Below are 13,566 nucleotides of genomic sequence, written 5' to 3'. Positions count from 1 at the left end.
GCGCGGCGAGCGCGATGAGCTCGCTGACAGCGTGCGCTTACACCGACCTTTGCTCGGAGGTGGCGGGGTGCGCGCCTGAGCCGGAGCCTCCGCCAGGACCTTGCGCGGGAGAGCCCGGCACGGCACCGGCGCTCGACCAATGCGGGGTGTTCGTGAGTGCGTCAGGCAACGACAGCAGCCCGGGCACGAAGGACGCGCCGGTGAAGACGTTGCAGCACGCCATCGGGCTCGCCACGAGCGGACGAGAAGACGGCGAGGCGCCGACCCGGCGCGTGTACGCTTGTGGCGGGTCGTTCGAGGAGGCAATCACGCTGCGTTCGGGGATCGACCTCTGGGGCGGCCGTCGCTGTGATGACGGCGGCGATTGGTCGTATGAGGGGTCGTTCGGTGGACCGGATCACCCAACGTTCATCGCTCCGCCGGTGGGCATCCCGCTGCGGGTGATCGCGGGAGAACAAGAGGACGCGACGTCAACTGTGTTCGGCGTGCGCGTCGTGGCGGCGGACGCCTCGGCAATCGATGGGAAATCGTCGATCGCGATGATCTTGAGTCCTGGGGCCAGGGCGATCGTGCAGGCGAGCGCGATCGTCGCGGGTAATGGCAAGGGCGGGGAGCCGGGAGAAGACGCGCGCAGGGAGCGGGCCAACGACGGCCTGGAGGGAAACGACGGCGTGTCCGCCTGCTCCGCGGACTTCGCCACGGGCGCTCTCGCGGTCGTGACGGTGTGCGACGACGGGACCGAGTCCACGGGCGGAGACGGCGGTTACGGCGGGCTCGAATCGGGGGGGGACGGTGCGCCCGGGCAGCCGAAGCCGGCGGAGAATCCGGAGGGCCACGGCCGCGCAGGGCTCGGCGCGCAGATGACGAGATGCAGCGAAGGAAGCGATGGCGCGAAGGGTGCTGACGGGGGTCGCGCCGGCGGTGCGGTTGGCATAGGCCACCTCACAGAAGACGGTTGGATCGGCATTCGCGGTGAGGATGGGAAGAAAGGCGGCGTCGGTCAGGGCGGCGGGGGTGGCGGTGGCAGCAAATCGCGAGGCGAGATGACGGCGTGTCCAGCAGGCCGCCCGCAGGCGGGTGCGGCTGGCGGGTCAGGGGGCAGTGGCGGTTGCGGTGGCCTTGGAGGGAAAGGCGGCGGGTACGGCGGGTCGAGCATCGGCATCGTGGCCTTGTCGGGGAGCGCGTTGACCCTTGAGGCGACTCGGGTGACAACGGGCATCGGCGGCAACGGGGGTGTTGGCGGGACTGGCCAACCGGGCGGCTACGGTCGGTGGGGTGGCGACGGTGGGCAGGGCTTCACCGGCCCCGCCATCACATGGGGCGCATGTCGTGGAGGCGCGGGCGGCAACGGCGGCCGCGGCGGTGATGCCGGCGGCGGCCTCGGGGGGCATTCGTTGGGCGTCGCATCGGTGGGCGCGTTCGTGTCCCTTGCGCCGAGCGCGACCTTCAATCAGGGAAAAGCCGGCGCCGGCGGGCTCGCGGGCAATGCAGTTCCCGGCGACGAAGTCGGTAAGGGCAACGATGGAATTCCGACGTTCTGGTACAGGTTCGATGCGCCCGACCCGGAACCGCCTCGTTGAACCGCCCTGCACGGGCGGCAACCGTCAGGAGACGCTCATGGGAAAGACCACTGCCGCTGCTTTCTTCCTCTTGTTGTCACCGTCGGCAACCGGGTGTGGGACAGCACCCGGCATCAACGGTGCTGGCGGAGCGCCCTGCGATGGACTCTCGTGCCAGGACGAACCGCCCCCGGAGTCGGTCTGCATCGAGCACGTAGCCGCCCATATCCTCGACGATGGCTGCGGCGTGTTCGTTGCGGCAGCTTTGGGTGGCGGCGACGACAGGAACCCCGGCACGAAAGCGAAGCCAGTGTTCACGGTCCATCGCGCCGTCGAGCTCGCACGCGCTGGACGAGGGCGCGTGTTCATCTGCAACGACGGATTCGAGGTGAAGACGCACATCACGCTGCCCTCCGGCGTGGATCTCCTCGGGGGCTACGACTGCCGGCGATGGGTGCGCGACCCCGAAGACACGGTGTCCACGTTTGTTCACACGATGGATACCGACCCCTTGGTGATCATCGAGCCCTCGGGTTCCGAAGATAGGGGGGCCGCGGACGGGGTTTCGATCCTCGCCGATCTTGATATGCGGGCGAGGGGTCCGGTTGCGGTGCTCGTTCAGTCCAATACGGAGGTGGAGATCCTCCGAAGCCAATTGAGGGCTGGGGACGGCTGGGCAGGTCGCCCTGGCAAGCCATGGTCTGGGCTGAATCAGGCAGCGGCAGGAGCCGATGGGCTGTATGGGGGGGATGAGTGCTCGGCGACTATCGTCCACGGCGGCCCGGCAGTGGTGAACCCGTGCGAGGGTGGAATCCCGAGCACCGGCGGCAAAGGAGGCGACGGCCTTTCCGATGGCGCTGGCGACGGGGAAGATGGGCAGCCGATCACGAGTTCCCACCCGAGTGAAGGGCGCGGGGGAGATGGGAACGGGGAAGTGACGGGCATCCACTGCTACAACGGGGGCCCGGGGGCCCCCGGCGCGTTGGGCACCATCGGCGCATCGGGGCAGGGTATCGGGCATATCACCGGAACAGGATGGGTAGCCGACAGAGCAGGCGACGGCGGGAGGGGCATGCCGGGTCAAGGCGGCGGCGGCGGGGGCGGCCGTCGAGGCGGGCTCGCGGTGTGCGGCGTGGCCACCAAGGGAGGCGCCGGCGGCGGCTCTGGAGGCGCTGGCGGCTGCGGCGGTCGAGGGGGCCAAGGGGGCGAAAACGGGTACCCGACGATCGGCATCGTCGCGCTTCACGCTAAAGTGACGGTGCGCGATAGCGTGATCACCACCCTCCGCGCGGGCCCGGGCGGCGACGGCGGGCTGCCCGAGGAGGGCGGCGATGGTGGCCGAGGCGCACCGGGCGGCGCCTTGGGGGACGGCACGTGGTCCTGCGGCGGTGGCAGCGGGGGCCGAGGAGGCGACGGTGGTTACGGCGGCCCGGGGCGCGGCGGCGACTCGATCGGCATCGCCTACCTCGACGAGGACCAGCTCACGCTGGAGGGGGTCACGTACGAGCTGGGGCCGCCGGGCAAGGGCGGCGTGAGCTGGGATTGGTCTGGCGTCGAAATCCGAGGGGCGGACGGCATCGCTGTCAAAACGCTTCGGTTTCCCGAATAGTCGGAAGCAGCCCGCGGTGACGCATTGGCTTGGCGCGCTGAGTTGGCTGCTGGGCAACGGCGCCGGGTGTCAGCGGACACGGGCCCAGCGGACGACGACCGCCAGCACGCTCACGCCCCCGAACGCGAGCTCGAGAGCGGCACCTCAACAAACTTCGCTCCGAGGCATCCAACTGATTCCATACCAGCCTTCACAGCATCCGAGACAATCAGCTCCACAAGCGAGCCCTCGATGCGGAAGAAATGGGCATCATTCGGAAGCGCACTTTCGTTCAGCACGTGCTTCGTGATCTGTCGATACTGCCCGGCAAGATCCGATCGGTGATCCTGCATGGTCCATTTGATGAACTCGGCTCGTTCCTCGTCGAGGCATCGGATGACGCGAACCGAGTTCAGGACGAGCATGCCCGTCTGCCCCGCAATCTCCAGGGGAATGCACTGAACATCACGTCCCGCCACGGAACTCACCGCATTCGCGAGCTCCGTCGTCGCGACGGGAACATTGAAGCTGGTGAGACTGAATTCTAGGATGCGACCCGCGTGGGTTACTTCACCTCGCAATGGCTCAGTAGCATCCAGTCGATGACCCGCATCGAGCAGCGGTTCTAAGCCACTGCGGAGCCGGATTTCGCCCAGGTGCCATCGCCCTTTAATTGTCATCTCATCTTGAAGCAGAAAGAACCGTCGCATCACTGCCCCGTGAGGAGCCGGTTGAGTCCGGATCCGGCTGTGCCTGCCTCGATCCGAATCGCGTCGAGCTCCGCTCGGAACGCGTTCGAATAGGCGTCGCCCTGCAATCCACGTGTAGCCCTGCGCAGTCGGTTGAACACCTCCTGGTGATACGCCTCCGGATGCGGCCCTCGGTGACCGGGGATTCGAACTCGATTAGCCGCATCGTCCAGCGTCATGCCAGCTCGCTTGGCCATGTCCTCAAATCGCGGCGTCCACGGTCCTCCTTGGGTCGTCGACACGCGATTCTTGTTCGTCATGATGTGATGCTCGGGTTCCCCCCCTGCGGCAGGCGCCGCGCCCTGCGAGCCCGCACTGCCTGACCCGCTCGACATCAGTGCCTGCGACAGCCCCTGGAGCCCCGCCGCGATGTTACCGACCCCACCGACGACGAGCCCGGTCGACACCGCGATCGCAGGCACACCGATCGCCGCGCCGATTCCGGTGGCGCTCGTGATGCCCCCGAAGACCTCCCCCGTCAAGCCCCCGATCGTGACGGTGAGCCCACCCACTATCTGCCCGATGGCCAGCCCCATCCTGGCTTCCGGCGTCCCATGGGCCAGCACGCCCGCGGCGTCCAGCAGCTCATGACCCACGCCGGCGAACGGAACCAGACCGAGCAACAACCCGGCGACGAACCCGCCCTCAACCTGGACATAGGGGTTCTGCGACCAGTCGATCGGCGCCGTGGTCACCGGCTGCGGCACATACCCGGACGCGCTCCCGGTCGTGCTGACGTCGACCGGCGGCGCCGCCGCGCCGACCTCCGCGGCCTCGCGCGAACCTTCTACCTCGTTGGAAGGCGGTTTGGACTTGGAGCATTCGAAATCGCCGAAGCCGGCGCAACTCAATTCCTGGAGTCGCTGCACCTCGGGGTCCTTGGCGTACTCCGGATCGATGAAGAGCTCCTGGTCCGCTGGCTGAAATCCGGTCGGATCCACGAAGTTGAGCGGGCTGTTCAGCACGTAACTGTATGGATTCCAGCTCTGTCCGAAGAACGGAAAGGACACGATCGGGTCCGTGGTCAAGAACCGCCCGATCTTGGAATCGTACATCCTGCCCTTCAGGTTCACGAGCCCGAGTTCGTCGTCGCTTTCGTGCCCCGTGAACCCTTGCGTCGTCTTGCTGGCAAATGACGCCGGTGCGGGCTCTCCCCACACGGGGTTTCTCCGCTGCCCGAATGGGTCGTAGCTCCGCCGTTCGATCACGTCGCCGTCCTCGTCGGTGAGCGCGTCGACGGAGCCGAGGTGGTCGACATGAACGTACCGCGTGCCGTCATCCGCGCCGCCCCGGGTCACGATCGCCACGACCCGCTCCGGCGAGTGGACGTGGTATCGATGCTCTACGGTGCCCGACGCCGCGTCGGTAGCGCGCTCGAACAGGTCGCCGAGGTAGAGCGTCTCCTTCTCCGGCGTGGTCTTGCGGATCCGCTGCTGGTCGCCGTCGTAGGCGAACGTGATGGTGCTCGTGCCTTGCGTGATGCGCGCCGGCAGGTCGAACGGCGTATAGCGCACGGTCGTGGCGCCGGGGCGCGCGATCTGGTTTCCTACAGCGTCATAACCAAAGCTGCCGCCTGTGCCCGCATCGGTAACGGCATGCGGGTGCAACGGATCGTCGTAGGCGAGCGTGCCGACGTCGGACTTGAAGATGAGGTTGCCGTTTGGGTGGTAGTCGTAGCGGAGCGCGCAAGGCGCCGACGCTCTCTCGACCTCGCTGAAGTACGCGCAGGTCAGCCGGTGGAGCGCGTCGTACCTGAAGCGCTCCGTCGTGTTCCGGGGCTGAAGCGCATCGGTGCGGCGCGTGAGATTCAGCAGATCGTCGAACCCATAGTCCAGGTCTTGCACCTCGCCCGCGCCGCTCTGCGTCACCATGTGCCTGAGGCGCTGCTTGTCGGCGAAGTAGCTCCGCTCCGTGACGGCGCCGTTGCCAAACACCTCCTCCCGGAAGCGCCCCGCGTTGTCCACGTCCGTCAAACGCCAGTAGGCGAAGCGCGTGCTGCTGTCGCGCACGGCGAGCACATGGCCATGCGCGTCGTGCTCGTGTGCCACGACAAACGGCGCTGCGCCGGCCGACGCCGGATAGGTGACCGTCTCGACGCGACCGAGATCGTCGTAGCCGAGCCTGGCCTCCAGCGACGCGCGCTCTCCGTCGATGCGGAGCGAGGTCGTCTCGAGCTGGCTGAAGCGGGTGTAGCCGTACGTCTTCTCGCCATCGGGGCTCGTGAGCGTGTGGAGCTTGCCGATGCCATGCGCCGCGGTGTCCCAGGTCCACGTGGTCGTCAGACGCTCGGCGCCGTGCTGGTCCATGCGCGTGCGGGGTCGACCGAGCGCGTCATAGTCCCACGAGATCTCGCGCCCGAGCGCATCGGCCTCTGACATCAGCTCGCCGAAGCCGTCGTGGATCGAGACGGTCGTGCCCCGATCGGGGTCGTCGAGCTGCCGGACGCGGCCGAATGCGTCGCGCGTCGTGCGCGTCACGGCGTCGCCCGGATCGGTGACCGTGTGCAGCAGGCCGAATGGGCCATAGGCGTAGCGGGTCTCCCCGCCGGCCGCGTCGGTGATGGTTCTGATGCGCCCCAGCGGATCCTGCTCGGTCACCGTCACGTGATCGAGCGGGTCGGTGGCGCGCACGAGCAGGCCGTCGTATTCGGTGGTCGTGACCGCGTTCCACGGCGTTGTATGCCGCACCTCGCGGCCTACAGCATCGTGTTCATAGCGGTCGTAGAGCATCTCGCGCTCGGGCGTATCCTCGCTGACCGGCACCGAGCGCCGCGCGACGTGCTCACCGAGCGCGTCATACACGATTTCCTGCATCAAACGCGGCGCATCGCGCGACCCTTGCGACGGGTCGGGCCCGTACCACAGCCACCGGATCGCGCGGCCAAGGGTGTCGAATTCGACCGTGTCGTCGGCCCCGCCGGTGGTGGTGCTCCGCTGTCTCACCCGCCACGCATCCCGCCCCGGGCCGCCATCCTTGGTACGCGAGACCGTGACCGTCGTGGTGCCGTCTGGGCGCGTTTCGACGCCGACGCGCCCGAAGCCGTCGTACGCCCACGTCGTCACGAGCTGATTCGGATCGACCCGCTTGAGCAGCACGCCGAGCGCCCCGTCGAACTCCACGAGCGTGGTGTGCCCGGCCGCGTTCACGTACTTCTCGGGGAACATGCCCTCCGCGTCGTAGGGCGTGCTGAATGTCCGATGGTGCCCGAAGGCGTCCTCTGCCGTGACGCCGGTGATGTTCCCGAAGTCGTCGCGCGTGTATGTGAGCTTCAGCTTCGTGTCGGGAAGGCCGTCGTCGCTCTCGGCGGACTCGGTCTCCACCTCGCCGTAGATCGTGGTCGTTCGCGTGAGGGTCCGGCACTGCGACATCCCCGCCGCCGCGCTGCACTCCTTCTGCGTCTCGAGCTGGCCGAGGACCCAGCGCTCGGCGTCGTTCTTGAACGTCCGCGTGACGTTGAACGTCAGGTCGACGCCGCTCGTCGAGACCTCCTCGGCGCGCACGTTGCCGAACGTATCGAAGTCCGTCACCTTCGACACCGAATCGCGCAGCAACGTCGCGCCGTCGCCGCCGCGCTCGACCTCCCGCATGTATGCCTCGATGGCAGGCGTGGATCCGTTCGGTGGCGGATAGATGCCCTGCGCTTGCCTCATCCGGCGCTCGGTCGGCAGCGTGAAGTACGTCGCGCCGTCGTTCGTCGGTACGAGCGTCCGCCTTACGTCGGCGAACGAGAGCTCTATCTGCTCCGGCCTGGGCTGGCTCGGCAGTCCCGGAGCCCCGCGCCACGTCCGCTGGACGCGCCCCGCGAAGGGAAAGACCTGGAGATCGTCGTCGAAGGTGACGTGGTCGTAGGCGTCGATCGTCACATCGCCCGTGTCCAGGTCGGTGACGATCCGCTCGCCGAACCCGAGAAATCCGCGGCCCAGTCGGTGGTAGCGCCCGTCGCGGTAGCCGACCTCGAAGCGCCGCGGTCGATCGGCGCCGTTGTTGAGGGCATACGCGCTGACCACCCGCCGCGGCCCCACCGCGCAGCGGCGCGGATAGCCGCAGTCGTCCGGCGTGCCGGAACGCGCGAGGTAGAGCGCGCTCCGCCGCGCCGGATCCTCCGCAACGCCTTCGTTCGTGACCGAGGCATCGGTCATGTGGCCGTACGAGATGCTCACGTTGGGCACGAAGTCCGGCTCGGTCGGGTCGTGCGCGTTCATCCCGTCGGAGACCGCGATCAGCAGATCCTGATCGGCCGAGAGGTTCTGGAAGACGTTGAACACGCCGCCGAGCGACAGGATCACGTCCTGCGCGCCGTCCCCATCGACGTCGCCGGTGCGCGGCCCGCGCGGATCGGCGAGGGTGACCGCCGCATCGCCGAGGCTGGCCTCGAACGGCAGCCCCGGGTCGACGAGCCGGAAGGGCGGCCCAGCGCGGTCGCCCGTCGCGAGCAGGACGGCCCACGACGGGAGCGCATCGGAGCCGCCCAGCAGCATGCCTGGAGGAACCGGCATGACCAGATCCTGCCGCCCATCGCCATTAAAGTCGAGCGGTACGGCGAGCGGGAAGAACACGTCCTGATCGGGAAGACCGAACAGATCGCCGAAGCTGAACGCATCGACGGTCCGGAACGGCGAGGCCACGAAGGTCGGGCCCGTGTTGAAGTAGGTATAGAGCTGGTGGTCGCCCGGGCCAGATTCGACGGCATCGGGCAAGCCGTCGCCGTTCGCGTCGAGAAAGACGACGCGGCCCCCGGGCCACACGACAGGGAGCTCGGTGCCGATCACCTCCCAGCGCCCCTCGCCGCGGCGCATGATCGCGTCGTAGCTATCTCCGAGGAGGACCGTCCCGTCACCGAACCGTCGCAGGGACGGCACGATGAGATCGATCTTGCTGTCGGCATCGACGTCGAGCGTGTGGAGCTCCGTACCGCAGGGATAGCCGATGAGCAGCTCGATCGATTCGCCCGTGGAGTCGAATCCCGCAGGCGTCGCGCCGCTTGCCGGCCGCCACAGGTGGACGGTCCACACGGAAGAGGCCGGGATCGGCGACTGTCCCAGGCGGTCGTGGTCCTCGCACTGGATCAGATCCGGCACGCCGTCGCCGTCCAGGTCGGCGAGGTGCATCGAGGCGCCGGGGCTGCTCAGGCCTGGCGGCGGGGGCGTGCCCCCGAGCGGGAACGGCCGGCGGATGCCCGTGTCGTGGAGCGCGAATGTCCAGTCCGGCCGGGACAGGAGCACATGCCACGTGACCTCGGCACCGTAGACGTCATGGACCAGCACGTCCGTTCGCCCATCGTCGTCGTAGTCCAGGACCGTCCCGAGCTCCGGCTGAAGCATCGCCGGATCGGAGGGTCCAACCGGATCGGCGACGAACAGCCAATCCTCTAGGAAGGCGAGTTCGGCCGGTGCGAGAAAGGACGGCGAGGCAGGTGGCCCGAGGTTCCGCGCCACCTGCCACGCCGTGATCGGATTGCTCGGTGTGCTGAGCGCCGCGACCATGTCCGGAACCACGAGGTCGTCGCGCCCATTGCCGTCGACGTCGAACACCATCGGGCTCGCCCTCTCGGAGACCGGTTTGTCGATGTCCGTCGTGAGCCGCTTGAACCCGGGCTCTCCGCGGCTGTACTGAAATCGTGTTGGAGGCTTGCACACACCATCGCTTGCGCACTCCTCGACCTCGGTCAGGAGCGTGCGGCTCGTCGTCGGGCTGAGCTCGTAGCGGAACCCGTAGCTCCGGACCAGCGCGTCGCCAGGACCGAGCATCTGGATCTCTTCGAGGCGAAGCGAGTGCTGGAGCGCCATGCCGCCCGAGTACCCGGTGCGAATGGCAGCCGGATCCTTCGTCGCGTACACGAAGCGTACCGCCCGCGAAGGCTCGAGCGACGGCGTTCCCTCAAAAGCCGTGTAGCGGATCTCGTCCACCGCGTACTCGGCGGCATGGCCGTCCTCCGCCTCGGCGACGCAATATGCGTACGTCATGGCGTTGCCGCGGCCGTCGCGGGCCTTGTTCGCGAGCCAAACGCGCGGGACGCCGCCCCGCGCGAGCGGCTTGCTGCCCTCGGTGCGCCCGTATTCGACGACGCGGCCGGAAGGCAGAAACGCCTCGAAAAAGAGCGCCTCGGCAGGAGCACCGTCTTTCGGAGGGTAGTGCCCGACCACCTTGACGAGGGTATCCGGGAACGTGCGGTACTCGATGGTCCCCGGCGCCTGTCCCACGGGGACGAGGCGCTGGCCGTCGAGGCAGAGCGCGTCGTCCCCGTCGTACCTCACGCCGCGGATCTCCCCGTCTTGCGCGAGGCTCTTCGGACACCGCGCGATCGCGGACAGCCCGGCGATGGAGAAGCCGGCGCCGAGCACCCCGTCGCCGCTGTCGCTGTCGCTGCGATAGACGAGCTCGATCCGAGGACCCACGCCCGCGCGCGACGGCGGGGAGGCCAGTTCCATGGTGTATACGGCCTCCCCGGTGCTCGAAATGTAGAACGTCCCCGGGATCGTACCGGCGGCGACGGTCTCGACCTCCGGCACGGGGCGATCCGCGGCAGGGCTGTGTGCGCCCTGGGTCCGGCAGGCGATGAGGCCAGGAGGCGGCTCCAGGGGCGGGTCGCCGAAGATGCACTGGCATCCCCCCTGCGCGAGCACGCAAGCGAGAAACATCAAGAGCGGGATGATCGCCCGGAGCGCACATCTCGGAACGAGCGGCATTGCAGCCTCCCTCGCACCGAGGAGGCCACGGCGCGGCGGCCCGAGTCAAGCGTTGTTCTGGAGTCGATACCCTTCCCGATGCTGAGCTCAAGGCATTCATCAGGGTGTCTGTGCCCGGCTGGCGTCCGTGCAGCAACAGGGATGGCGCTGTGTCGAAAACGTCTTCGGCCGTCCGCGCTGGAGGCGCAGCAAGTCGAGCTCGATCGGACGGTGCATTCACACCATCGCCCGCCATCGTCCTGGTTGTGGCCCTTGCGGCGCTCGGCGGGGTCGGTCGTGCAATCGCCGGGGCCATGATGCCCTGCTCGACGAGCGTTCTCCTGCGCGTTGCCGACTTCCGCACTCCGGTTGTGCGTGATCAGCTCGGCCGCGATCCGAAGCGCGGCGCGCTGCTCGTGTTCCTCGCCGGGCGGCGAGGCCGCCGGGTGGACGTGCTCTTCCGCGGTCGCAGGGATGTCGTGGTCGCCGCTGCCGGCACGGACCTCCGCGACGGCGTCCCTGGGCAGCAGATCGGCGCCGGCCACCTCGGCGGCCGTGAGCCTCGGCGTGGGCTGGCTGCCGCCGGGAGCCAGAGAGAGACGCATGCTTCCTCGGCGGCATGGGCGCGCGCCTCTCAGGCCAGGCGTGCAGGTTCATCGGCATGCCGCACCGTGAACGCCCGGGCACATGCAGTGTCATTTCGGACGCCCTGCTGTAAACATCCGGGCACACGTAGTGTCATTTCGGATGCCCTCCTGTAAACGTTTGGGCACACGTAGTGTCACTCAGCGGGCTGGCGGGACGGTTCGGCCATGGCCAGGTGTCCCCGGCCTCCTGGTCGCCCTGGTTCCGTGGGTCCAATGCCCCGGGCGACCTGGCACAGCTGCGGCGGTGAGCCCTTGCGACGGCGGGCCCCCCCCGAGGAAGGCGGCCGAGGCGCACCGGGTGGCGCCTTGGGGGACGGGACAGCTTTGGGTCCTGGAAGGCGCGACGGCGGCCGAGGCGACGCCGACGGCTACAGTCGTCATGGGCCGGGCGGCGACTTGATCGGCATCGCCTACCTCGACGCGGACCAGCACATGCTCGAGGGGCGGCCTGGCGTCCTACGCGAGCGTCACGGGCCCGTCACGACGAAATCCTGCTGCCGTTGGCGCGCCTCGACGCGCGCGGGCGCTGGTCGCGTTCTGGGCGACGTGCCTACCGTGGCGCACCCGTCTGTGTCGCGTCCATGCGCGGTGCCGACGGAGCGCGCAGAATTACCAAAATTGACCCCTTCGCTCCCCCCTTTTCCGGCCGCTCAGCGGCGCTGTCCAGAACACCGAAATCCGCGATGCGACATAGCATTTTTCTTAGGCGCGTCTCCGGGTAATTCGAGGCGAATTACCTCAGGCGCAGAATTACCTTTTCGGGCTCCTTCCGGCGGTATCGGTCACCGTTGCTCGCGAACCCAATACGGATGGAGGTATGGAATGGCACAAGCGGCTCTCGCGCGTGTATCGGCACCGCTTGCTCTTCTTCAGGCGGACAGCGGCATGCGAGCGACCGAGAGAATGGTCCTGGAGCGGCCCGTCGGCGGATCGCAGCGCCCCAGCACGTTCAACCCCACCGCCACTGCGACGCTCGCGATCCCGCTGGACGGGCTCACGATCTCAGCGCCGCAGCCAGAGATGCTCTCGCAGAAGAACGTCGAGGCGGTCACCGGCATCCCGGCGCGCGTCTTCCTCGACACGATCCGCGCGCCGGGCTTCCCCTTGCCGGTCACGAAGCTCGGCAAGCTGCGCCTGGTTCAGCGGGAGGCGTTCGTCTCCCACCTCCAGGCGCTGGCCACTGCCCCTGCTTCGCGCCGTGACGCAGAGGGGGATGAGCGCACGCGGGTTGCTGCCGTGCTGGCGGCTGCCGGCCTCGAGGCGGTTCCGCGCGCATGTTCACGCCGCCCCTGCGCTCCTCCCGGAGGTGCGAGCCGTGGTCGGCTTCCGTCGAAGTAGAACGGGCTTGCTCGGCGGTGGCTCGCCGGACGAGCCCTTGATCGACCCCCACGCGACGCAGTTCCGTTGGCAGCGTGTGCCGATGTGCGACGGTGAAGATGCGATGCCGCCGATGATCATCACCGCCACGGCCGGCCACGCCCGCGATCGCAGCCGGTCCCGGCACGTCTCGGCGGCGCTTCGCCGGGCGGTGCCGACGGGTCGCGCAGAGATACAAAATCGACCCCTTCGCTCCCCCCGTTTTCGGCCCCTCTTGGGGGCCTCCCAGAACACCTAACCCCGCGACACGACGTGATTTTCCCCAGGCGCGTACCGAAGGTATCTCGTGAAGAGATACCTTCGGCTCAGAGATACCTTTTCGGGCACCTTGCAGCCGAGTCGGTCACGGTTGCGCACGAACCCAACACGGATGGAGGTATGGCATGACACGAGCGGCTCTCGCGCGTGTGTCGGCACCGCTTGCTCTTCGTCTTGCTGACAACGGCGTGCGCGCCATCGACGGAGAAAGCCTGGAAACGCCCGCAGGTGGGTGGTCCAGCCCGAAGGTGATCGACCGACCAGCGACCGCGACGGCAACCGCGACGCTCGCGATCCCGCTGGACGGGCTCACGATCACGGCGCCGCAGCCGGAGATGCTCTCGCAGAAGAACGTCGAGGCGGTCACCGGCATCCCGGCGCGCGTCTTCCTCGACACGATCCGCGCGCCAGGCTTTCCCCTGCTGATCACAAAACTCGGCAAGTTGCGCTTGGTCCAGCGCGAGGCATTCGTTGCCTACCTGCGATCGCTGGCCAGTGAGCCGGCCTCGCGTCGCACGACAGAGGCCGATGAGCGCACGCGGGTTGCCGCCGTGCTGGCCTCCGCCGGCCTCGAACCGGTCCCGTGTCCCCGCACCGGCCGGGCGAGCGCTCCTCATGCAGCGACAAGCCGTGCTAGGCTGCCGCCGAAGTAGAGCGGGCCCGCCCGGCGCTGCGAACGCCGGACGGGCCCTTGATCGACCCCCGAATCACCGGAGACCGATC

The 13,566-nt window shown here is 68.3% G+C and carries 6 protein-coding genes; 4 read left to right on the top strand and 2 right to left on the bottom strand.

Translation table 11 applies throughout. From position 1 onward, the window contains the following. Nucleotides 1–14: 14 nt before the first annotated feature. The gene (locus WMF26_RS06890; protein ID WP_437999663.1) at nt 15–1,580 is read left to right on the top strand and encodes a hypothetical protein; all 1,566 of its coding nucleotides are present in this window, start codon (nt 15–17) and stop codon (nt 1,578–1,580) included. Between the two features lie 37 nt (nt 1,581–1,617). Next, the gene (locus tag WMF26_RS06885) at nt 1,618–3,168 is read left to right on the top strand and encodes a hypothetical protein (RefSeq protein ID WP_437999662.1); all 1,551 of its coding nucleotides are present in this window, start codon (nt 1,618–1,620) and stop codon (nt 3,166–3,168) included. A 110-nt stretch (nt 3,169–3,278) separates the two neighbouring features. On the opposite strand, the gene WMF26_RS06880 is transcribed toward WMF26_RS06885, so the two are convergent. Both WMF26_RS06880 and WMF26_RS06875 read right to left on the bottom strand, forming a co-directional pair. After that, nucleotides 3,279–3,827: an imm11 family protein gene (locus tag WMF26_RS06880; RefSeq protein ID WP_437999661.1), complete on the bottom strand. Its 549-nt coding sequence runs from the start codon at nt 3,825–3,827 to the stop codon at nt 3,279–3,281. A 29-nt stretch (nt 3,828–3,856) separates the two neighbouring features. After that, a complete protein-coding gene (locus WMF26_RS06875; protein ID WP_437999660.1) occupies nt 3,857–10,582 on the bottom strand; it encodes an RHS repeat-associated core domain-containing protein in 6,726 nt (2,241 codons plus the stop codon). Between the two features lie 1,448 nt (nt 10,583–12,030). Between WMF26_RS06875 and WMF26_RS06870 the strand changes: the two genes are divergently transcribed. Together WMF26_RS06870 and WMF26_RS06865 are read left to right on the top strand one after the other, a co-directional pair. Continuing rightward, complete coding sequence (locus tag WMF26_RS06870; protein ID WP_437999659.1) at nt 12,031–12,546, top strand: hypothetical protein; 516 nt, start codon at nt 12,031–12,033, stop codon at nt 12,544–12,546. Between the two features lie 422 nt (nt 12,547–12,968). Further along, nucleotides 12,969–13,496, top strand: a complete 528-nt coding sequence (locus tag WMF26_RS06865) for a hypothetical protein (protein WP_437999658.1) — start codon at nt 12,969–12,971, stop codon at nt 13,494–13,496. Nucleotides 13,497–13,566 lie beyond the last annotated feature (70 nt).

Source organism: Sorangium sp. So ce185 (genome assembly GCF_051526825.1).
GTDB lineage: Bacteria > Myxococcota_A > Polyangia > Polyangiales > Polyangiaceae > Sorangium > Sorangium cellulosum_D.
Note: the sequence above shows the minus strand (reverse complement) of the source record. Positions and strands in the feature narration are given on the sequence as shown.

Bases quoted from the DNA above. Each gene is read 5' to 3' on its own strand.
- WMF26_RS06885 (WP_437999662.1), top strand. From the start codon at position 1,618: ATGGGAAAGACCACTGCCGCTGCTTTCTTCCTCTTGTTGTCACCGTCG.
- WMF26_RS06865 (WP_437999658.1), top strand. From the start codon at position 12,969: ATGACACGAGCGGCTCTCGCGCGTGTGTCGGCACCGCTTGCTCTTCGT.
- WMF26_RS06875 (WP_437999660.1), bottom strand. From the start codon at position 10,582: ATGCCGCTCGTTCCGAGATGTGCGCTCCGGGCGATCATCCCGCTCTTG.
- WMF26_RS06870 (WP_437999659.1), top strand. From the start codon at position 12,031: ATGGCACAAGCGGCTCTCGCGCGTGTATCGGCACCGCTTGCTCTTCTT.
- WMF26_RS06890 (WP_437999663.1), top strand. From the start codon at position 15: ATGAGCTCGCTGACAGCGTGCGCTTACACCGACCTTTGCTCGGAGGTG.
- WMF26_RS06880 (WP_437999661.1), bottom strand. From the start codon at position 3,827: ATGACAATTAAAGGGCGATGGCACCTGGGCGAAATCCGGCTCCGCAGT.